This window comes from Streptomyces sp. f51 (assembly GCF_037940415.1).
Lineage (GTDB): Bacteria > Actinomycetota > Actinomycetes > Streptomycetales > Streptomycetaceae > Streptomyces.
Genome location: NZ_CP149798.1, coordinates 1,399,021 through 1,420,000 on the forward strand (window position 1 = coordinate 1,399,021; position 20,980 = coordinate 1,420,000).

At 70.7% G+C, this 20,980-nt stretch carries 15 protein-coding genes, 2 rRNA genes and 1 pseudogene (1 of these 18 cut by a window edge); 3 read left to right on the top strand and 15 right to left on the bottom strand.

Translation table 11 applies throughout. The features are described 5' to 3' along the window. Positions 1 to 111 precede the first annotated feature (111 nt). Positions 112 to 1,740 carry a PucR family transcriptional regulator gene (locus tag WJM95_RS06265; protein WP_339128486.1) on the top strand — a complete coding sequence of 543 codons (1,629 nt, stop codon included), beginning with the start codon at positions 112 to 114 and terminating at the stop codon, positions 1,738 to 1,740. 16 nt (positions 1,741 to 1,756) lie between these two features. On the opposite strand, the gene WJM95_RS06270 is transcribed toward WJM95_RS06265, so the two are convergent. The 7 genes from WJM95_RS06270 to WJM95_RS06300 all read right to left on the bottom strand — a co-directional run bounded on the left by WJM95_RS06270 (position 1,757) and on the right by WJM95_RS06300 (position 9,336). Next, a complete protein-coding gene (locus WJM95_RS06270; RefSeq protein WP_339128487.1) occupies positions 1,757 to 2,893 on the bottom strand; it encodes a glycosyltransferase family 4 protein in 1,137 nt (378 codons plus the stop codon). Between the two features lie 591 nt (positions 2,894 to 3,484). Continuing rightward, on the bottom strand, positions 3,485 to 4,036 hold the full coding sequence (locus WJM95_RS06275) for a S1 RNA-binding domain-containing protein (RefSeq protein ID WP_060897217.1): 552 nt from the start codon (positions 4,034 to 4,036) through the stop codon (positions 3,485 to 3,487). Positions 4,037 to 4,082: 46 nt separating this feature from the next. Then, positions 4,083 to 5,204 carry an IS630 family transposase gene (locus WJM95_RS06280; RefSeq protein ID WP_339128488.1) on the bottom strand — a complete coding sequence of 374 codons (1,122 nt, stop codon included), beginning with the start codon at positions 5,202 to 5,204 and terminating at the stop codon, positions 4,083 to 4,085. An 83-nt stretch (positions 5,205 to 5,287) separates the two neighbouring features. Then, a complete protein-coding gene (gene recN, locus WJM95_RS06285; protein WP_339128489.1) occupies positions 5,288 to 7,030 on the bottom strand; it encodes a DNA repair protein RecN in 1,743 nt (580 codons plus the stop codon). A gap of 162 nt (positions 7,031 to 7,192) precedes the next feature. Beyond that, entirely contained in the window at positions 7,193 to 8,098 is a 906-nt protein-coding gene (locus WJM95_RS06290) for an NAD kinase (RefSeq protein ID WP_339128490.1), read from the bottom strand. Beyond that, positions 8,095 to 8,910, bottom strand: a complete 816-nt coding sequence (locus tag WJM95_RS06295) for a TlyA family RNA methyltransferase (protein ID WP_339128491.1) — start codon at positions 8,908 to 8,910, stop codon at positions 8,095 to 8,097. The genes WJM95_RS06290 and WJM95_RS06295 overlap by 4 nt, the downstream gene beginning before the upstream one ends. Positions 8,911 to 9,018: 108 nt before the next feature. Continuing rightward, complete coding sequence (locus tag WJM95_RS06300) at positions 9,019 to 9,336, bottom strand: hypothetical protein (protein ID WP_339128492.1); 318 nt, start codon at positions 9,334 to 9,336, stop codon at positions 9,019 to 9,021. A 42-nt stretch (positions 9,337 to 9,378) separates the two neighbouring features. On the opposite strand from WJM95_RS06300, the gene WJM95_RS06305 reads away from it, so the two are divergent. Further along, entirely contained in the window at positions 9,379 to 9,726 is a 348-nt protein-coding gene (locus WJM95_RS06305) for an SCP2 sterol-binding domain-containing protein (RefSeq protein WP_339128493.1), read from the top strand. On the opposite strand, the gene WJM95_RS06310 is transcribed toward WJM95_RS06305, so the two are convergent. The 4 genes from WJM95_RS06310 to WJM95_RS06325 form a co-directional block, all read right to left on the bottom strand. Next, positions 9,710 to 10,591, bottom strand: coding sequence for an ABC transporter ATP-binding protein (locus WJM95_RS06310; protein ID WP_339128494.1), 882 nt, complete (start codon positions 10,589 to 10,591; stop codon positions 9,710 to 9,712). The genes WJM95_RS06305 and WJM95_RS06310 overlap by 17 nt on opposite strands. Next, positions 10,588 to 11,664, bottom strand: a complete 1,077-nt coding sequence (locus WJM95_RS06315; protein ID WP_339135384.1) for an iron chelate uptake ABC transporter family permease subunit — start codon at positions 11,662 to 11,664, stop codon at positions 10,588 to 10,590. The genes WJM95_RS06310 and WJM95_RS06315 overlap by 4 nt, the downstream gene beginning before the upstream one ends. Before the next feature lie 20 nt (positions 11,665 to 11,684). Beyond that, a complete protein-coding gene (locus tag WJM95_RS06320) occupies positions 11,685 to 12,728 on the bottom strand; it encodes an iron ABC transporter permease (RefSeq protein WP_339128495.1) in 1,044 nt (347 codons plus the stop codon). Between the two features lie 108 nt (positions 12,729 to 12,836). Beyond that, positions 12,837 to 13,865: an HAD hydrolase-like protein gene (locus tag WJM95_RS06325; protein ID WP_339128496.1), complete on the bottom strand. Its 1,029-nt coding sequence runs from the start codon at positions 13,863 to 13,865 to the stop codon at positions 12,837 to 12,839. A 72-nt stretch (positions 13,866 to 13,937) separates the two neighbouring features. On the opposite strand from WJM95_RS06325, the gene WJM95_RS06330 reads away from it, so the two are divergent. Then, the gene (locus WJM95_RS06330; RefSeq protein ID WP_339128497.1) at positions 13,938 to 15,230 is read left to right on the top strand and encodes a DUF1015 domain-containing protein; all 1,293 of its coding nucleotides are present in this window, start codon (positions 13,938 to 13,940) and stop codon (positions 15,228 to 15,230) included. A 98-nt stretch (positions 15,231 to 15,328) separates the two neighbouring features. Here WJM95_RS06330 and WJM95_RS06335 read toward each other — a convergent pair whose 3' ends face one another. The 4 genes and pseudogenes from WJM95_RS06335 to WJM95_RS06350 form a co-directional block, all read right to left on the bottom strand. Beyond that, the gene (locus tag WJM95_RS06335; RefSeq protein WP_339135386.1) at positions 15,329 to 16,174 is read right to left on the bottom strand and encodes a hypothetical protein; all 846 of its coding nucleotides are present in this window, start codon (positions 16,172 to 16,174) and stop codon (positions 15,329 to 15,331) included. Between the two features lie 159 nt (positions 16,175 to 16,333). Further along, positions 16,334 to 17,461 (bottom strand): annotated as a pseudogene (locus WJM95_RS06340) (hypothetical protein); the annotation flags it as partial. Positions 17,462 to 17,938: 477 nt separating this feature from the next. Beyond that, positions 17,939 to 18,055: ribosomal RNA gene (gene rrf / locus WJM95_RS06345) — 5S ribosomal RNA — on the bottom strand. A gap of 137 nt (positions 18,056 to 18,192) precedes the next feature. After that, a 23S ribosomal RNA gene (locus WJM95_RS06350) occupies positions 18,193 to 20,980 on the bottom strand (it continues 334 nt past the right edge of the window).

Sequence of the window (20,980 nt, forward strand, 5' to 3'; positions counted from 1 at the left end):
CCCCCGGGCACTCGTCCCGGCACCTCCCGCGGACGGCTCCCGCGGTCTCCCCCGTCGCCCGTCACGACCCGGAGATGCCCCCGGAAGCCGTCCGCGGGTAGCGTCCGCTGCATGGACAGCCGTTACGACACCCAAGGCGCCGGAATCACCGTGCAGCGGGCCCTTGAGCTGCCCGGACTGCGCAGCGGGCTGCCGGAGATCATCGCGGGGGCCGACCGGCTGCACCGGACCGTGCGCTGGGTGCACGCGGGCGAGGTGCCGAACATCGCCTCGCTGCTCAAGGGCGGCGAACTGCTGCTGACCACGGGATACGGCCTCGGCACCCGCCCCGCCGACCAGCGCGCGTTCGTTCGCACCCTCGCCGAGCGGGGGATCGCGGCCCTCGTCGTCGAGCTGGGCCCGCGCTTCACCCGGCTCCCGGCCGCGCTCGTGGAGACGGCGCGTTCCACGGGGCTGCCGCTGGTCCAGCTGCACCGCGAGGTTCCCTTCGTGACGGTCACGGAGGAGATCCACACCGAGATCGTCAACGGCCACTACGCCCTGCTCCAGCAGGCCGAGGAGGTCCACCGCCGCTGCACCGAGGCACTGCTCGGCGGTGGCGGGGTGCCCCAGGTCCTGAGCATCCTCGCCGAGTTCAGCGGCAACCCGGTCTTCCTGGAGACCGCCGACGGACAGCTGCTCTACGCGGCCGGGGCCGGCTCCGCGGCCGCCGACCCGCTCCAGGTCTGGGAGGGCATGCGCGGCCAGCACAAGGAGGAGCCGCCCGCGGGGACCACGCTGGTGGACGTCCCCGGCGGCGGCCCGGGCACCGGCTCCGTCCGGGCCCGCCTGGTGCTCCTGCCCGTCGGCGCGCCGGTCGCCCCGGTGCACCGGATCGCCGCCGAACGGGCCGCGGGCATCCTGGCCGTCGTGCTGATGCAGGCCCGCCAGGAGGAGGAACTGGCGGCGCGGGGGCGCGGCGACTTCCTGACCGATCTCGCCGAGGGCCGGATCGAGGCCGAGGACGCGCCCGCGCAGGCCCGTGTGCTCGGCTTCAAGCCCGGCGCGGGCCCGCTGCTGCCGGTCGTGATGCGACTCGCCGACGGCCTCGCGCCCGGCGGCGGCTGGGCGGTCCTGGCCCGCGCCGTCGCCGAGGAGCTGGCCTCGGTGGGCGTGCCCGTGCTGCTCGGCGTGCGTCCCGTCGAGGGGCGGGTCCCGCTGCTGCTCGGCCTGCGTTCGGAGTCGGAGCGAGGGGCCGTCGCGGACCGTGTCGCCGCGGCGCTGCGCGCCGGGGTGGAGCGCGCGGGCATGCAGCGGCCCGGGGCGCAGCCGCCGGTGGTGGTGGTCGGGGTCGCCGGGGGCTGGGCGGCCGCGTCGGCGGGACTGCGGCACGCGGCGGAGACGGCCACGGCGGCGCAGGGCCTGTCCGACCGCCCCTGGTACGACGCCCGGCGGCTGGACATCGACCTGCTGCTGTGGCGGCTGCGCGAGCACCCCGATCTGGCCGCCTTCGTGGAGCGCGCGATCGGCCCGCTCCGCGACCACGACGTCCGCTCCAAGCCGCCCCTTCTGCCCACCCTCCAGACGTACTTGGCGCACGCGGGCCGCAAGGCGGAGACCGCCCGCGAACTGCATCTCAACCGGCAGACCCTCTACAACCGCCTCGCCCGGATCGGCGAGTTGCTGGGCATGGACCTGGACGACCCGCAGACGGTACTGGCGTTGAGCCTGGCGCTGCGCGCACGCAGACACGTTCCCTGAGCGCCGCCCGCGGGCGTCAGACCAGCGGCCGGAACCGGGTGAACTCGTCATAGACGCTGAGCACTTGGGCCACCGTCTCGTCCTCGGTCGGCCAGGTCGCGGCCTGCCGGGCACCCTTCTCCCGCAGCACCTCACGGCGTTCGGGATCGGCGAGCAGGCGGACGACCGCGTCGGCCAGTGCCTTCGCGTTCCCGTACGGGACGAGCTCGGCCGCGTCACCGACCGTCTCGGGGATGCCCCCGACGGCGGTGGCGACCAGCGGCACGCGCGCGTGGAGGGCCTCCTGCGCCAGCAGCGAGCGCGACTCCCACTTGCTGGGCAGCACGACGAGGTCGGCGGCGGCCAGCAGTTCCGTGACGTCCTCGCGCTTCCCGATGAGCCGGACCGGCAGTTCCTCGTCCTCGATCCGGCGCTGGAGGACGGGGCGCAGCGGCCCCTCCCCCGCGACGACCAGCAGCGGCACCGGGTCCAGGCGGCACCAGGCGCGCGAGGCGTCGAGGAGGGTGTGGTAGCCGCGGTGCCGGTCCAGGGAGCCGACCGCGATGAGCAACGGGCCCTCGGTCGCGCCGAGTTCGGCTCGTGCCTTGTGCCGGGAGGGGTCGAGGTCCAGCGGTTCGGCGGGCGGGCGCGGCGCCGGGAACGCCACCGCGGCCAGCCGCGCGTCCCTGGCTCCCCTCCTGCGGGCCCGGTCCACCAGGTCGGAGGAGGTACCGAGCACGACGGCGGCGGCTCTGGCGACCCGGCGCTCCAGGAGACGCAGCAGATGGGCCCGGGCGCCGTCGGCCTGCGAGCGGGTGTGCCAGGTGACGATCAGGGGGACGCTCCGCCCGCTGAGCGCCAGTACCGCCCGCAGCGCCGCGTGGATCCCGTGCGCGTGCACGAGATCGGCGTCGGCGCAGGCGGCCCGCAGCGCGGACACGGCGGCGGGGTCGCTGCTGCGGGGCACGGGGACGTGGTGCGCGCCGACCCCGGTGAAGCCGTACGCGAGGTCGGCCTCGGCGGGAGCGCAGACGGTGACCCGGACCCCTCGGGCGACCAGGCCCGCCGCCAGCGACCGCACGTGCGCGCTGCTGCCCGCGCTCGCCCCGCCGAGCACCTGCACGGTGCGCAGCGGCGACTGGCCGTGCGGTGAGTGGCTGCTCACGTGGCTCACGTGGCCGGGGCTCCTGGTTCGGCGTCGGACGGTCACGAGGAAACGTACAGAAGGATCGTGCGGAGGAAGGGACACCGCACGTCGTGCACCGCGTACTACGCCAAGGATGCCAGGCCGCCCGGGCGTTCCGGCACCGCCATCACGACGAGGGCACGTCAGACAAGGCAACCCGGCGACGACGATCACCCGCACGAGTGATGAATGGTCCGTTCCGGGGAGAGGGGGTCCCGTTGGAACCCGTGCGGCGCGCGTGACTCCCCGCGCCCCGCGGGCCGACCCGAGCCGAACGGGTTCCCGCGGGTCCTCCGCCACGCCGTACCGAGGGTGCGCCCGCGCACCGAACGGCGCACCCGGGACACCGCACTCCCCCGCCGCAGTCCCGGCGAGGGAGAATTCGGCCCTCCGGCGTTCGAGGAGCGGCGTCCGGGGCGGAGCCCCCGGGCGGGCCGGCCGGCTAGTGCTGTGACCGCCTAGGTCCACCGGGTTGGAGCGGGGTTTTCCTTGCGCCGAGCGGGCGCTCAGATGCTCAGGAACGCTGGTGTGAGGAACCGTCGCGGGAACATGCGGGAGCCACGAGTGGTCGGAGGAGCTTTATCGTCGAGAGAGAACCAGCCTGCGTCGCTCCCGGTCGATTTCTGTGACGACGACCGTGACCTCGTCGCCGGCCTGGACGACATCTGACGGACTTTCCACGGGCGTCGATGCGAGCTCTCGCAGGTGGACCAGTCCCTCGATCCCGTCGGCGACCTGGACGAAGACGCCGAACGGAATCAGTTTGGTGACCCGTCCGTGCAGTTTCTGCCCCACCGCGGTGCGGTCGGCGAATGTTTGGAAGGGGTCCGGCTGTGTCGCCCGCAAGGACAGTCTGGCCTCCAGGTTCCATGTGTCGAACTGGAGGAACTCGGCTGAGACGTGCTGTCCGACCTGTACAACGTCGAAGGTGGTTTCGATGCGCCGCCAGGACAGTTCGGGGATCGTGATGAACCCGACGCCGGGGAAGACCGGGTGGTCGGGGCCGTCGTCCAGTGCCACGAACACGCCGAACCGTTCGATCGCTGTGACGGTGCCGGAAAGGATGTCGCCGTAGTGCAGTGATTCTAGGAACGCCCAGAGTTCTGGGTTCTCGGACCGTCCGCCCATCATGCTCCCAGCCTTTCACAAGGAGCTGCGCACTCGGCGGGAAGGGCGATCACGCTGCAGTTTTGAGGGGGCGTCCGCCCCAGCGGATGCCCTTCTCACTGCGGATGCGGGCGCGTTCCTTGCGCTCGGCGGCCAGGACGTCACGGTGGCGGGCGTTGGCGTTGCGCCAGCGCAGGTAGGCGTGCAGGGCCCTTGTCTGGACGGTGTGATTTGGGTGATGGGAGTTGGCGATGGTGAACTGCCGCAGTGGTCCGAAGTGGGCCTCGATCGGGTTCGCCCACGAGGCGTAGGTCGGGGTGAAGCACAGCTCGACCTTGTGTTTCTTCGCCCAACGACGGATGTCCGTGCCCTTGTGGGCGGACAGGTTGTCCATGATCACGTAGATCGGTGCACCGTCGGGCCGGGCGGCGCGGATCGACTTCAGCGCGGTCAGCGTGTTCGCGGCACCTTTCCTGCGGCAGTTGACGCCCCACAGGCGGTCGTCGCCGACGGAATAGCAGCCGTGGAAGTAGCGCACCCCGTGGGTGCGGTGGTAGGTGGCCGGCACCCGGTCGGGATGCTTCCGTTTCGCCCAGCCCGAGCCCGCGGTGGGCCGGATCCCGAGCGGTCCGAACTCGTCGAAGGCAAACACCCGGTCGGGGAAGCGGTCCAGGACCTCCTCAATCCGGTCCAGCTTCGCCTCCCGTTCGGGGTCCGGGGACTCCTTCCAGGTCTTGGTGCGCTGGAAGGTGACGCCGCGGCGGGCGAGCAGAGACCGTAACGCCTCGCGGCCGATACGGATCACCCGGCCGTGCACTTTGCGCAGGTAGGCGACGAGTTTGCGCAGTGACCAGCGAGTGAACGGCTGGCCGAGCTTGGTGGGGCGGGTGGTGGCCGTCGCGATGACGAAGTCCTCGTCGTCATCGCTGAGCTGGCGGGGACGGCCTCCCGCCCACCGAGGGTCCAGGCAGGCCAGGCCGATCTCGTTGAACCGGTGGATCACGTCGCGGACGGTGTCCTCGTCGGCCTGCACCAGCTGGGCAATTACCGGCACCCGGTTCCCGCCGGCCGAAGCCAGCAGCATCATCGCCCGCCGATAGCGCACCGAACTCGTGCTGCCCCGGCGCACGATCTGCTGCAGCTTCTGCCCCTCCTGGTCGGTCAGTCTGCGCACACGGACAGGCTCGGCCACCGCGCCTCCAGCGGTCGGATCGGACGTCACCCCACATCCAACCGCCACGACCACCAACCCGGCGAACCAACGCGGTCAGAGCACTAGGCGTCGGCCCGGGCCGTGGCCAGGAGCTCCTCGGCGTGGGCCCGGGCCGTCTCGGAGTCCTCCTGGCCGGCGAGCATCCGGGACAGTTCGCGAACCCGCTCCTCGCCCTCCAGCACCTTCACACCGGACCGCGTCACCGAGCCGTCGTTCGTCTTCTCGACCAGCAGCTGCCGGTCGGCGAACGCGGCCACCTGCGGCAGATGCGTGACGACCACGACCTGCGCGCTCCGGGCGAGCTTCGCCAGCCGGCGCCCGATCTCGACCGCGGCCTTGCCGCCGACACCGGCGTCGACCTCGTCGAACAGATACGTCGGCACGGGGTCGGTTCCCGCGAACACGACCTCCACCGCGAGCATCACGCGCGAGAGCTCACCGCCGGACGCGCCCTTGGCGATGGGCCGCGGCGGCGCCCCCGGGTGCGGGGCGAGCAGGAGTTCCACCTCGTCGGCACCGGCGGGACCGTAGGCCACGGGGCGTCCGCCGACCTCCACGCCCTCCGGGTCGTCGGTCTGCCGGAGCTCGAAGGACACGCGCGCGTGCGGCATGGCGAGCGAGGCCAGCTCGGCGGTGACGGCGGCGGCGAACCGTTCGGCGGCCTCCGTACGGGCGTCCGTCAGCGCCTGGGCGAGGCCGCCCAGTTCGCCGCGCAGCGCGTCCCGCTCGGCGGTCAGCTCCTCCAGCCGGTCGTCGTCCCCGTCGAGTTCCGTGAGCCGCTCGGCACCGCGCTCGGCCCAGGCGAGCACGGCGTCGATGTCCTCGCCGTACTTGCGGGTGAGCTGGGTGAGCGCGGCCCTGCGCTCCTCGACCGCCGCGAGCCGCAGCGGGTCGGCGTCGAGGTCGTCGGCGTAGCCCGCGAGTTCGCCCGCGACGTCGCCGAGCAGGATGGCGATCTCCCCGATCCGCCCGGACAGCGTGGCGAGGGCCGCGTCGTGCGACCGTACGGCCTCCAGCGCCCGGTGGGCGCCCGCGACGAGCGTGGCCGCGTCGATGCCCTCCGGATCCTCGGGATTGCCCGCCATCGCGGCGTGCGCGGCCGTGGCGGCCGAGGCCAGCGCCTCCGCGTGCCCGAGCCGCTCCGCCTCCGCCGCCAGCTCCGCGTCCTCGCCCGCGCGCGGCTCCACGGCCGCGATCTCGTCGAGTCCGAAGCGCAGCATGTCGGCTTCCTGGGCCCGTTCGCGGGCGCGGGTGGTGATCTCGTCCAGTTCGGCCGAGATCGCCCGCAGCCGGCGGTAGGCGCCCGCGTACTTGGCGAGCGGCACGGCGACCGCGTCACCCGCGTACCGGTCCAGGGCCTGCCGCTGCCGGGACAGCTTGAGCAGCCCCTGCTGGTCGGTCTGGCCGTGCACCGCGACGAGTTCGTCGGCGAGTTCGGCGAGCACGCCCACCGGCACCGAGCGTCCGCCCAGATGCGCGCGGGAACGCCCCTCCGCCGAAACGGTACGGCTGATGAGCAGCACACCGTCGTCGAGTTCGGCGCCCGCCTCCTCGGCCCGTACGACGGCCGTCCCGCCCGCGGGTACGCTGATCCGCCCCTCCACGACCGCGCTCTTGGCGCCGATCCGTACGAGGGCCGGGTCGGCACGCCCGCCCAGCAGCAGCCCGAGACTGGTGACCACCATCGTCTTGCCCGCGCCGGTCTCACCGGTCACGGCGGTGAAGCCGGGTGACAGCTCGACGACCGCGTCGTCGATGACTCCGAGCGACCGTATCCGCATCTCCTCCAACACGTCCCCGACCATACGAGGTTTTCCCGCCACCGTGCGACGCCGCCCCCCGCAAAGAGAACCGAGCGTTACTTTCGGGGGGTCGTCTCGTTCGGCGGCGGACCGCGCGAAGAGGCCCGGCGCCCGGACGGAATCCGGGTGCCGGGACCGCGTTCCCCGTGCGGCGCTCCGCGGTTCCTAGTGCGGCGCTCCGCGCCACCCGGAGACCGGGAGGGCGAACTTGGCGACGAGCCGGTCGGTGAAGGACGCGTGGTGCAGCCGGGCCAGCCGCACCGGAACGGCCCCGCGCCGTACCTCGACCCGCGCCCCCGGCGGCAGCTCGACCGTCCGCCGGCCGTCGCACCACAGCACACCCGGCGGGACGTGCGGCAGCACCTCGACGGCGAGCACCGAGTCGGGCGAGGTCACCAGCGGCTTGGCGAACAGGGCGTGCGCGCTGATCGGCACCATCAGCAGCGCCTCGACCTCGGGCCAGACCACGGGGCCGCCCGCGGAGAAGGCGTACGCCGTCGACCCGGTCGGGGTCGCGCAGACGATCCCGTCGCAGCCGAACCCGGTGACGGGCCGCCCGTCGATCTCCAGCACCACTTCGAGGAGCTTCTCGGCGGACACCTTCTGCACGGCCGCCTCGTTCAGCGCCCAGTCGGTGTGCACGATGTCGCCGTTGCGGTGCACGACGACGTCGACCGTCATGCGTTCCTCGACCTCGTAGGCCCTGGTGACCACCCGGTCGACGACCTTGTCCAGGTCGTCGCGCTCGGCCTCGGCGAGGAAGCCGACCCGGCCGAGGTTGACGCCGAGCATCGGCACGCCCGAGGCGCGCGCGAACTCGGCGCCGCGCAGCAGCGTTCCGTCACCGCCGAGGACGATGAGCAGCTCGCAGCCGTCGAGGCACTGCGGAGTCGCCTCCTGGACCAGTTCCACCTCGTGCGGCAGCGGCAGATCGGCCGCCTCGGCCGCCAGGACCCGTACGCCGATCCCGGAACGCAGCAGCCCCTGGACGACCAGTTCGGCGCTGCGGATGGCTGCCGGCCGCCCGGTGTGGGCCAGCAGGAAAACAGTACGAGCTCGGGTCTGTGTCAACGCGGCCCCTCCGCCACTGCACGGTCAACGTCGGCCGGGTCGAGTTCGGGTGCCCCGGCACGCAGCCACAGAAAGTACTCGACGTTGCCCGACGGTCCGGGCAACGGGCTCGCTGTCACGCCCTTCACTCCGAGCCCCAGCTCCCGGGCTCGCCCCGCCACACCGCGCACCGTCTCTGCGCGCAGTTCCGGACTGCGCACGACACCGCCGCTGCCCAGCCGGTCCTTCCCCACCTCGAACTGTGGCTTGACCATCATCACCAGGTCGGCATCCGGCGCCGTGCACCGCGCGAGGGCGGGCAGCACCAATCCGAGCGGGATGAAGGACAGATCCCCGACAACAAGGTCCACGGGCTCCCCATCGATCGCCTCCAACGTCAACTCGCGTACGTTCGTACGGTCCTTGACGGTGACGCGTTCATCGCTCTGGAGAGACCAGGCGAGTTGTCCGTAACCGACGTCCACGGCGACGACGTGGGCGGCGCCCGCGCGCAGCAGGACGTCGGTGAAGCCGCCGGTGGACGCGCCGGCGTCCAGCGCCCTTCGCCCCTCGACCTTCAGGCCCTGCGGCCCGAAGACGGCGAGCGCGCCGGCGAGCTTGTGCCCGCCGCGCGAGACGTAGTCGGGGTCGCTGTCGTCCTTGCTGACCACGATCGCCGCGGCGGTCTCCACCTGGGTGGCGGGCTTGGTCGCGAGGGTCTTGCCCACGCTGACCCGGCCCGCGGCGATCAGCTGTCCGGCGTGCTCGCGCGAGCGGGCGAGCTTCCTGCGGACCAGCTCGGCGTCGAGGCGGCGGCGTGCCACTCCTGCCACGTTCGGATCAGCTCCTGCGGTCGTACGGCGATGGAAAGGGGTGTCCCTCAGGTTCCCCTGGGGTCCCTCCGGGCGCCCCGGCGGATTCCCCGGGTGTCCCGAAGGATCTCATTGCGGGGCGCCGGCCGGGCGGCCGGAGGGAGCCGGACCTCCCGGGCGGACGTCGAGCGCGGTGAGCGCGTCGCGCAGTCCCCGGTGCACATCCTCGTACACCTCCAGGTGTCCGTCCGTGGCAAGGTCGTCGGCGTCGGCCAGCCGGTCGAGCCCGGCGTCGACACCGGGGTCGCCCGTGGGGACCCGCGGGACGTTCAGCGGGGCCGGTGCGGCGGGGTCGTACACGGGAGCCGGTTCCGCCTCCGCGGGCGGGACGGGCCCTCCCGCGGTCGCGGCCTCGGGGAGCCCGCCCTCGGGGACTGAGTCGTTCATGCCCCGACGCTACCGCGAAGGGCTGCGGTACCGTCGATCACGATGGCGACGACTGAGGAGTGCCGCACCGCACTCGACAAACTTTCGGACAACATGGCGGGCGCCGACGGGGACGTACGGGCCGCCGCGGCCCTCGACCGCTCGCTGAGCTGCCGTATCACCGACCTGGACATCACCTTCGTGGGCCGCCTCAGGGGCGGCCGGATCGAGGTGCTGGACACCCTCCAGGGCCCGCCCCCCGAGCGGGCCCAGATCCGCCTGACGATGAAGGGCGACGATCTGGTGTCGATGGTGAACGGCGAGCTGAACTTCGCGAAGGCCTGGGGTTCGGGCCGGGTGAAGCTGGAGGCGGGCCTGCGCGACCTGCTCCGGCTCAGGACGCTTCTGTAGCGGCCGCGCCGGCGCGGACCCTGGCCCCGCGGGCCGCGGGCACCACGAGCGGCGTACCGGTCTCGGGGTCGTCGATGACCTGGCAGCGCAGCCCGAAGACCTCCTCGACGAGCGCGGCCGTGACGATGTCGCCGGGGGCGCCCTCGGCGACGACCTCGCCGCCGGTCAGGGCGATCAGGTGGGTGGCGTAGCGGGCCGCGTGGTTGAGGTCGTGCAGCACGGCGACTAGGGTGCGGCCCTGCGTCTCGTGGAGCTCGGCGCACAGGTCGAGGACGTCGATCTGGTGCTGGATGTCGAGATAGGTCGTGGGCTCGTCCAGCAGGAGCAGCGGCGTCTGCTGCGCGAGCGCCATCGCGATCCACACGCGCTGGCGCTGGCCGCCCGACAGTTCGTCGACATGGCGGTCGGCGAGTTCGGCGACCCCGGTCGAGGCCATCGACTCCCTGACCACCCGCTCGTCCTCCGCCGACCACTGGCGCAGCAGGCCCTGGTGGGGGTAGCGGCCCCGGCCGACGAGGTCGCCGACCGTGATCCCCTCCGGCGCGATCGACGACTGCGGCAGCAGCCCGAGGGTGCGTGCCACCTTCTTCGCGGGCATCGAGTGGATCGCCTGTCCGTCGAGCAGCACCCGCCCGGACGACGGCTTCAGCATGCGCGAGAGGGCGCGCAGCAGGGTGGACTTGCCGCAGGCGTTCGGGCCGACGATCACCGTGAAGGAGCGGTCGGGGATCTCCACCGACAGCTTCTCGGCGATGACGCGCTGGTCGTAGCCGAGGGTGACGTTCTCGGCGGACAGGCGGTTCACAGTGCTCCTTGGGGTGTTCTCGTCCGCGGTCACGGGGGTGGCCTTCGCCGGGCGGCTCATATCCGGCCCGCCTTGCGTTCGGTGACCAGCAGCCACAGCAGGTAGAGGCCGCCGAGGACACCGGTGACCACGCCGACCGGCAGCTGGTCGGCGCCGAAGGCCCGCTGTGAGGCCCAGTCCGCGACGATCAGCAGGGTCGCGCCCATGCACATCGAGGCCGTCAGGTTCGGTCCCGGCGACCGGGTGAGCCGCCGGGCCAGCTGCGGCGCGGTGAGCGCGACGAAGCCGACCGGGCCCGCGGCGGCGGTGGCACCCGCGGTGAGCAGCACGGCGGCCACCATCAGCAGCAGCCGCGTCCGCTCGACGCTCACTCCGAGGGCGTACGACACGTCGTCGCCCATCTCCATCATCCGCAGCCCGCGCGCGTTGCCGAGGACGAGGGGGACGAGGACGGCGCACATGATGAGCAGGGGCCAGACCTGGGCCCAGTCCCGGCCGTTGAGGGAGCCGGTCATCCAGACGACGGCGCGGGCCGCGTCGACGAGGTCGGCCTTGGTGAGGAGGTAGCCGTTGACCGCCGTGACGATCGCGGAGACGCCGATGCCGACCAGGACCAGGCGGTAGCCGTGCACGCCCCGCTTCCAGGCGAGCAGATAGATGGCGAGCCCGGTCAGCAGGCCGCCGACGAGCGCCCCGAAGGCGACCTCGGTCGCGCTGCCCGAGTACAGGACGATCATGACGAGTGCGCCGGCCGTGGAACCCTGGCCGAGGCCGAGCACGTCGGGGCTGCCGAGCGGGTTGCGGGAGATCGACTGGAAGAGCGCTCCGGCCAGCCCGAGCGAGGCCCCCACCAGCAGCCCGACGAGTACGCGCGGCAGCCGCAGGTCGTTGACGATGAACTCCTGGCTGGGGCTGCCGTCGCCGGCCAGGGTCCTGAGCACGTCGGCGGCCGGGATCGGGAAGTCGCCGGTGCCGATGAGCACCACGCTCGCGACGACCGCGGCCAGCAGCAGCAGGACGACCACGGTGAACGCGCGGAGGTCGAACCGGACGGACAGCCCGCCCGCGGTGCGCAGGGCCCGGACGCGGCGCGCGGGAAGGCCCGGGGCGCGCCGCCCGAGGGCGCTTCGGATGCTTCGGACAGGTGGGGTCGTCACAGCTGCGCCGTCCTCCGTCGCCGTACGAGAAAGATGAAGACCGGACCGCCGAGCACCGCCGTGACGATGCCGACCTGGAGCTCCGCCGGACGGGCGACCATCCGGCCCAGGACATCGGCGCCGAGCAGCAGCACGGGCGACAGGACGGTGGCGTACGGCAGGATCCAGCGCAGATCGGGGCCGGTGAAGGAGCGGACGGCGTGCGGGACCATGAGTCCGACGAACACGATCGGTCCGCAGGCGGCGGTCGCCGCGCCGCAGAGCACGGTCGCGGCGGCCATGGACAGCGCGCGGGTGCGGTTCAGGTGGGCGCCGAGCGCGCGGGCGGTGTCGTCGCCCATGGCCACCGCGTTCAGCGGCCGGGCGAGGGCCAGCGCGAGAAGCGTGCCGACGGCGAGGAACGGGGCCACCTGCTCGATCGTCGCGTCGGTCGCCGAGGCCAGCGAACCGACCGTCCAGAAGCGCATCTTGCCGAGGGCCGCGTCGTCCATGATCATCACGGCTTGCAGATAGCCGTACAGCGCGGCGCTGATGGCGGTTCCGGCGAGCGCGAGCCGCACCGGGGTCGCGCCCCGGCTGCCGCCCAGGAACCAGACCAGCGCACCGACTGCGGCCGCGCCGAGGAAGGCGAACCAGACGTAGCCGGTCAGCGAGGTGACGCCGAAGTAGGTGATCGCGGTGACGACGGCGGCCGACGCGCCCGCGTTGATCCCGAGCAGGCCGGGGTCGGCCAGGGGATTGCGGGTGAGCGCCTGGAGGACGGCACCGGACAGCCCGAGCGCGGCGCCGACCAGCAGCCCGAGCACGGTGCGGGAGATCCGGTCACCGACCACGACGTCCGCGTACGTCCCCGAGTCGTGGAACAGGCCGTGCCACACCTGTGCCGGCGGCAGCGCTTTCGCGCCGATCGCGATGCTCGCCAGCGCGACCAGCAGCAGGACGCCCACGGAGACGAGGAGCCCAAGGGTCCGTATCGCCCGGCGGGTTGGGGGCGCGGGGGCGGTTTCCGCGCGCTGTTCAGGAGGACTGTCGACCAACACGAGGTTAGGTTAGCCTACCCTCGCATCGCGTTCGATGGCCCCGCACCCTCACACCCCACCGAGGCCCAGGTCAACGCCCCCGGCAGCGCCCTGGAGCCCCTCCGCGCCCTAGAGCCCCAGCCGCGCCAGCACCTTCCCGCCGTTCAGCTCGCACGAGCCCTCACCCGCGGCCGTCCACGCCGCCGCGCACAGCGCCCGCAGGCCGTCGAGGGCTTCGCCCTCGCCCGTCAGCTCCAGTTCCTCGCCGCCCGCCGTCGCCGTCCAGCCGCCGCAGCGGAAGCCGTCGCCTGCCTCGACGACCTCGGGCTGCCCGGTGAGCATCCCGCGCAGATCGGCGTCGACGTACGTCGGACGGTGCTTCGGCGGTGCGGCGAGCAGCTGGGCGCCGTCCGTCACACCGGTCAGGACGAGCAGCGAGTCCACCTCTCCGTTGAACGCGCCCTCGATGTCCGTGTCCAGCCGGTCCCCGACCACCAGCGGCCGCTCGGCCCCGGTCCGCAGGATCGTCTCGCGGTGCATCGGAGGCAGCGGCTTGCCCGCCACCTGCGGCTCGGCACCCGTGGCGATCCGGACGACCTCCACGGCCGCTCCGTTGCCGGGCCCGATCCCGCGCGCGCCCGGAATCGTCAGATCCGTGTTGGAGGCGAACCAGGGAACCCCCCGCGCGACGGCGTAGGACGCCTCCGCGAAACGGGACCAGGCCAGATCGGGACCGCCGTACCCCTGGACCACCGCGACGGGCTCGTCCTCCGCCGAGTCGACCGGTTCCAGCCCGCGCTCGCGCAGCGCGACCCGCAGCCCGTCGCCGCCGATCACCAGGACACGCGCCCCGGCCGGAACCTGCTCGCTGATGAGCCGGGCCACGGCCTGCGCCGAGGTGATGACGTCCGAGGCCACCGTCGGTATGCCCAGCTCCGTGAGGTGCCCGGCGACCGCGTCCGGGGTGCGCAGCGCGTTGTTCGTGACGTACGCGAGGTGCATCCCGCCCGCGCGCGCCGTCGCCAGTGAGTCCACCGCGTGCGCGATCGCCTCACCGCCCGCGTACACCACACCGTCCAGGTCAAGCAGCGCGGTGTCGTACGCCTCGCTCAGCGCCTGCCCACTGCCCTCGGGCCGCGTCCTGACGGTCTGGCTCATTGCGCATCGCTCCTCGTTAGATCCCTTTCCCCCGATCATCGCTCATGCCACCGACACACTTACGATGCCCCAATGAACTATGCAGGTCCCGAGGAGGCGACACCGGCGGGGAGCGGCCTCGAACTCACCCCGTTCCGAGGCCTGCGCTACGACCCGGACCGGGTCGGCAGTCTCGCCGCCGTGACGTCCCCGCCCTACGACGTGATCGTGCGGCCCGACGGACTCCTCGAACTCGAATCGGCCGACCCGTACAACATCGTCCGGCTGATCCTCCCCCAGGACGGCACCCCGGCCGCCCGCAACCGGCAGGCGGCCGACACGCTGCGCCGCTGGCTGTCGGAGGGCGTCCTGGCCGCCGATCCCGAGCCCGGCCTGTACGTGTACGAACAGCGCGACGGCGACCTGCTGCAACGGGGCGTGATCGGCAATCTGCGGCTGTCCGATCCCGCCGACGGTGTGGTGCTCCCGCACGAGGACGTGATGCCGCACGTCATCGCGGACCGCGCTGCCCTGATGCGCGCCACGTCCGCCAACCTCGAACCCCTGCTGCTGACCTATCGCGGCAACGGTTCCGGGCGCGGCGCCGGCGCCGTCATCGAACGCACCGTCGCCCTGCCGCCGCTGCTGTGCACCACCACGGAGGACGGCATCAGCCATCGTCTGTGGGCGGTCACGGACCCCGCGGAGCTCGCGGAGATCCGCACGGACCTGGGCCGGCACCAGGCCCTGATCGCCGACGGCCACCACCGCTGGGCCACGTATCTGCGTCTACGCGCGGAGCACCCCTCCCCGAGCCCCTGGGACTACGGTCTGGTCCTCCTGGTGGACACCGCCCGCTATCCGCTGCGCGTCCGGGCGATCCACCGTCTGCTGCACCGTCTGCCGGTCGCCGAGGCGCTGGCCGCGCTCGGGGACTCCTTCCGCGTACGCCACCTCGACGTGCCCCTCGCCGAGGCACTGGAGGCCCTCGCGGCGGCTGCGGCCGAGGGGAACGCGTTCCTCCTCGCGGGCGACGGCGCCTTCCACCTCGTCGACCGCCCTTCGCCCGACCTCCTCGCCCGTACGATCCCGGCCGGGCACCCGGAGGCCTGGCGCGCGCTGGACGCCACGGTGCTGCACGCCACCCTTCTCGACCATGTGTGGGGCATCCCCGAGGACTCCCCCGCGGACATCGCGTACATCCACGACACGACCGCCACGGTCGAGAAGGCGGAGCACGACGGGGGCACGGCCGTGCTGATGCACCCGGTCCACGAGGAGGTCGTACGCGAACTCGCCCGCCAGGGGGTCACGATGCCGCGCAAGTCGACGTCCTTCGGGCCGAAGCCGGCGTCCGGTCTCGTCCTGCGGGCGCTCACTCCCTGAGGCACCCGGCTCCCGGGAACTCCCCCGGAAACGCCACGTGGGCGGCAGGAGCACCTTCCGGTGTCCTGCCGCCCACGTGTTTGTGCCGGTGTCCGGCGTCAGCTCTGCGGACGGTGAGGAGCGTCGTCCTCGTCGTCCTTGTCCTCGTCCTCTTCGTCCTCGTCGAGGTCGTCGACGTCGTCGATGTCGTCCGTGATCGCGTCCTTGGTCTCGGACCCGATCTCGTCCTCGTCGTCGTCCTCGTCGTCGTCCTGGGCGTGGATCTCCGGCGTGGCGTCGGTCGCGGTCACGCTCACGGGCTCGTCGTCCTCGACGAGGGCGTCGACGAACTCGACGCCATCCATCTCGGCGAGACGATCGGAGGCGTCCGTGCTGCCGTCCTTGTCGGACTCGACGGTCTTGGCGAACCACTCGCGTGCCTCGCCCTCGCGTCCGGCGGCGAGGAGCGCGTCGGCGTAGGCGTACCGCAGTCGCGCGGTCCAGGGCTGGACGGAGTTCGAAGCCAGCTCGGGGCTCTGGAGGGTGACGATGGCGGCGTCCAGCTGATCCATGTCACGCCGGGCGCCGGCCGCCACGAGCCGCATCTCGACCTGGCTCGCCTTGTCCAGCTTCTGGACCTCGGGCGCGCCCGCCATCTCCAGCGCCTTCTCGGGCCGGCCCATGCCGCGCTCGCAGTCCGCCATCACGGGCCACAGCTCCACGCCACCGGTCATCCGGCGCGCGGCGCGGAACTCGGCGAGCGCCTCGCTGAACTTCTGGTTCGCGTACGCGGCGAAGCCGGCCGCCTCGCGCACGGCCGCGACACGTGAGGCCAGCCGCAGCGCGATCCTCGAGTACGCGTAGGCGGTCTCGGGGTCCTCGTCGATGAGCCGGGCGACCATCACCAGGTTGCGGGAGACGTCCTCGGCAAGCCCCTTGGGCAGGCTCAGGAGTTCCTGTCGCACGTCCTGGTCGATCTCCTCGCCCGTGACGTCGTCCGGGATCGGCAGGCGCTTGATCGGCTCACGGTCCCGGTCCCGCTCGTCGCGGTAACGGCCGCCACCACGCCGGTCGTCGCCCCCGCGGTCGTCACGGCCGCGGAAGCCGCCGGGGCGCCCGCCGCGGTCGTCACGGCGGAAGCCACCGCTGCTGCCACCACGGTGGTCGTCCCGGCCCCGGTAGCCGCCGCCGCTGCCACCACGGCTGTCGTCACGGCGGAAGCCGCCGCGGTCGTCGTCACGACGCGGGCCGCTGGGGCGCTCGTCACGACGGAAGTCTCCACGGTCGTCGCGGCGGAAGGGCGGACGGTCGCCGTCCCTGCGCTCGTCACGGCGGAAGTCGCCGCCGCCCCGGTTGTCGTCACGGCGGAAGCCGCCGCGGTCGTCGTCGCGACGCGGGCCGCTGGGGCGCTCGTCGCGACGGGAGTCTCCACGGAACCCACCGCGGTCGTCGTCACGACGGGGGCCGCTGGGGCGCTCATCGCGACGCTCGTCACGGCGGAAGGCCGGACGGTCGGGGTCGCGGCGGAAGCCGCCACGGTCGTCGCCCCTGCGCTCGTCACGGCGGAAGTCGCCGCCGCCCCGGTTGTCGTCACGGCGGAAGCCGCCGCGGTCGTCGTCGCGACGCGGGCCGCTGGGGCGCTCGTCGCGACGGGAGTCTCCACGGAACCCACCGCGGTCGTCGTCACGACGGGGGCCGCTGGGGCGCTCGTCACGGCGCTCGTCACGGCGGAAGGCCGGACGGTCGGGGTCGCGGCGGAAGCCGCCACGGTCGTCGCCCCTGCGCTCGTCACGACGGTCGTCCCGTCGGAAGTCACCGCGGTCGTCACGGCGGAAGCCGCCACCGCTGCTGCCGCCACGGTTGTCGTCACGGCCTCGGTAGCCGCCGGCACTGCCGCCACGGTCATCACGGCGGAAGCCGCCACCGCTGCCACCACCACGGTTGTCGTCGCGACGGAAACCACCGCCACTGGCACCACCGCGGTTGTCGTCACGGCGGAAGCCGCCACCGCTGCTGCCGCCACGGTTGTCGTCACGGCCTCGGTAGCCGCCGGCACTGCCGCCACGGTCGTCGCGACGGAAGCCGCCACCGCTGCTGCCACCACGGTTGTCGTCGCGGCGGAAGCCGCCACGGTCGCCGCCACCACGGTTGTCGTCACGACGGTCGTCACGGCGGAATCCACCGCGGTCGTCATCGCGACGCGGGCTGCTGGGCCGGTCGTCGCGGTTGAAGGCGGGGCGGTCCCCGTCCCGGCGGAAGCCACCGCCGCTGCCGCCGGCGCCACCGCGGTCGTCGCGGCGCGGGCCGCTCGGACGGTCGTCACGGCGGAACGGCGGCCGGCCGCCCCGATCGCCCTCGCGGCGGTCGTCGCGGCCACGGTAGCCACCGCCACTGCCGCCGGTGCCGCCGCTGCGGTTGTCGTCGCGACGGAAGCCGCCACGGTCACCACCGCCGCGGTTGTCGCCACCGCGGTTGTCGTCACGGCGGCCGGAACCACCACGGTCGTTGTCTCGGCGAGGGCCGCCGCGGTAGTCACCGCGGTCACCACTGTCACGACGGCGCTGGTCGCGCTCCGGTCGCTCGTCGGGAGAGTTGGTGGACATGGGGTGACTCCTGTCTTCGGTACCGCAAGTCATTCTCGCGCAGCCGGGTACCCGGCGCGCTTCGGCAAAACAAAAAAGGACCCTCAGCCCCAGCGAGTCGCTGGGACCAAGGGTCCTCCAAATTTAGTTCGGCGGCGTCCTACTCTCCCACAGGGTCCCCCCTGCAGTACCATCGGCGCTGTGAGGCTTAGCTTCCGGGTTCGGAATGTAACCGGGCGTTTCCCTCACGCTTTGACCACCGAAACCCTGTCAGACGCCTCGTGATGAAACGAGGCCTCGAACGGGCAGCGAACAAGCACACTTTTCAATTGATTAAGTGGAACTGTTCAGCCAGCACAACCGTTCGTTGTCTGGGAACTACACAGTGGACGCGAGCAACTGAGGACAAGCCCTCGGCCTATTAGTACCAGTCACCTCCACCCGTTACCGGGCTTCCAGATCTGGCCTATCAACCCAGTCGTCTACTGGGAGCCTTAACCCCTCAAGGGGGTGGGAATACTCATCTTGAAGCAGGCTTCCCGCTTAGATGCTTTCAGCGGTTATCCCTCCCGAACGTAGCCAACCAGCCATGCCCTTGGCAGGACAACTGGCACACCAGAGGTTCGTCCGTCCCGGTCCTCTCGTACTAGGGACAGCCCTTCTCAATATTCCTACGCGCACAGCGGATAGGGACCGAACTGTCTCACGACGTTCTAAACCCAGCTCGCGTACCGCTTTAATGGGCGAACAGCCCAACCCTTGGGACCGACTCCAGCCCCAGGATGCGACGAGCCGACATCGAGGTGCCAAACCATCCCGTCGATATGGACTCTTGGGGAAGATCAGCCTGTTATCCCCGGGGTACCTTTTATCCGTTGAGCGACGGCGCTTCCACAAGCCACCGCCGGATCACTAGTCCCGACTTTCGTCCCTGCTCGACCCGTCGGTCTCACAGTCAAGCTCCCTTGTGCACTTACACTCAACACCTGATTGCCAACCAGGCTGAGGGAACCTTTGGGCGCCTCCGTTACTCTTTAGGAGGCAACCGCCCCAGTTAAACTACCCATCAGACACTGTCCCTGATCCGGATCACGGACCCAGGTTAGACATCCAGCACGACCAGACTGGTATTTCAACGACGACTCCACCCGAACTGGCGTCCGAGCTTCACAGTCTCCCAGCTATCCTACACAAGCCGAACCGAACACCAATATCAAACTGTAGTAAAGGTCCCGGGGTCTTTCCGTCCTGCTGCGCGAAACGAGCATCTTTACTCGTAGTGCAATTTCACCGGGCCTATGGTTGAGACAGTCGAGAAGTCGTTACGCCATTCGTGCAGGTCGGAACTTACCCGACAAGGAATTTCGCTACCTTAGGATGGTTATAGTTACCACCGCCGTTTACTGGCGCTTAAGTTCTCAGCTTCGCCACCCCGAAGAGTGACTAACCGGTCCCCTTAACGTTCCAGCACCGGGCAGGCGTCAGTCCGTATACATCGCCTTACGGCTTCGCACGGACCTGTGTTTTTAGTAAACAGTCGCTTCTCGCTGGTCTCTGCGGCCACCCCCAGCTCATGGAGTAAATCCAATCACCAGTGATGGCCCCCCTTCTCCCGAAGTTACGGGGGCATTTTGCCGAGTTCCTTAACCATAGTTCACCCGAACGCCTCGGTATTCTCTACCTGACCACCTGAGTCGGTTTAGGGTACGGGCCGCCATGAAACTCGCTAGAGGCTTTTCTCGACAGCATAGGATCATCCACTTCACCACAATCGGCTCGGCATCGGGTCTCAGCCTTGATGTGTGACGGATTTGCCTATCACACGGCCTACACCCTTACCCCGGGACAACCACCGCCCGGGATGGACTACCTTCCTGCGTCACCCCATCACTCACCTACTACCACCTTGGGTCGGCGGCTCCACCACTCCCCTCAACTCCGAAGAGATCAGGGCGGCTTCACGGCCTTAGCATTAATGGGCTCGATGTTTGACGCTTCACAGCGGGTACCGGAATATCAACCGGTTATCCATCGACTACGCCTGTCGGCCTCGCCTTAGGTCCCGACTTACCCTGGGCAGATCAGCTTGACCCAGGAACCCTTAGTCAATCGGCGCACACGTTTCTCACGTGTGTATCGCTACTCATGCCTGCATTCTCACTCGTGAACCGTCCACCACTGCCTTCCGGCGCGGCTTCACCCGGCACACGACGCTCCCCTACCCATCACAGCGGGCGTTGGCCCTATTGCTGCAATGACACGACTTCGGCGGTACGCTTGAGCCCCGCTACATTGTCGGCGCGGAATCACTAGACCAGTGAGCTATTACGCACTCTTTCAAGGGTGGCTGCTTCTAAGCCAACCTCCTGGTTGTCTCTGCGACTCCACATCCTTTCCCACTTAGCGTACGCTTAGGGGCCTTAGTCGATGCTCTGGGCTGTTTCCCTCTCGACCATGGAGCTTATCCCCCACAGTCTCACTGCCGCGCTCTCACTTACCGGCATTCGGAGTTTGGCTAAGGTCAGTAACCCGGTAGGGCCCATCGCCTATCCAGTGCTCTACCTCCGGCAAGAAACACACGACGCTGCACCTAAATGCATTTCGGGGAGAACCAGCTATCACGGAGTTTGATTGGCCTTTCACCCCTAACCACAGGTCATCCCCCAGGTTTTCAACCCTGGTGGGTTCGGTCCTCCACGACCTCTTACAGCCGCTTCAACCTGCCCATGGCTAGATCACTCCGCTTCGGGTCTTGAGCGCGCTACTGAATCGCCCTGTTCGGACTCGCTTTCGCTACGGCTTCCCCACACGGGTTAACCTCGCAACGCACCGCAAACTCGCAGGCTCATTCTTCAAAAGGCACGCAGTCACGAGGCAAGCACAAGTGCTTGCCCGACGCTCCCACGGCTTGTAGGCACACGGTTTCAGGTACTATTTCACTCCGCTCCCGCGGTACTTTTCACCATTCCCTCACGGTACTATCCGCTATCGGTCACCAGGGAATATTTAGGCTTAGCGGGTGGTCCCGCCAGATTCACACGGGATTTCTCGGGCCCCGTGCTACTTGGGTGTCTCTCAAACGAGCCGTTGATGTTTCGACTACGGGGGTCTTACCCTCTACGCCGGACCTTTCGCATGTCCTTCGCCTACATCAACGGTTTCTGACTCGCCTCACAGCCGGCAGACTGT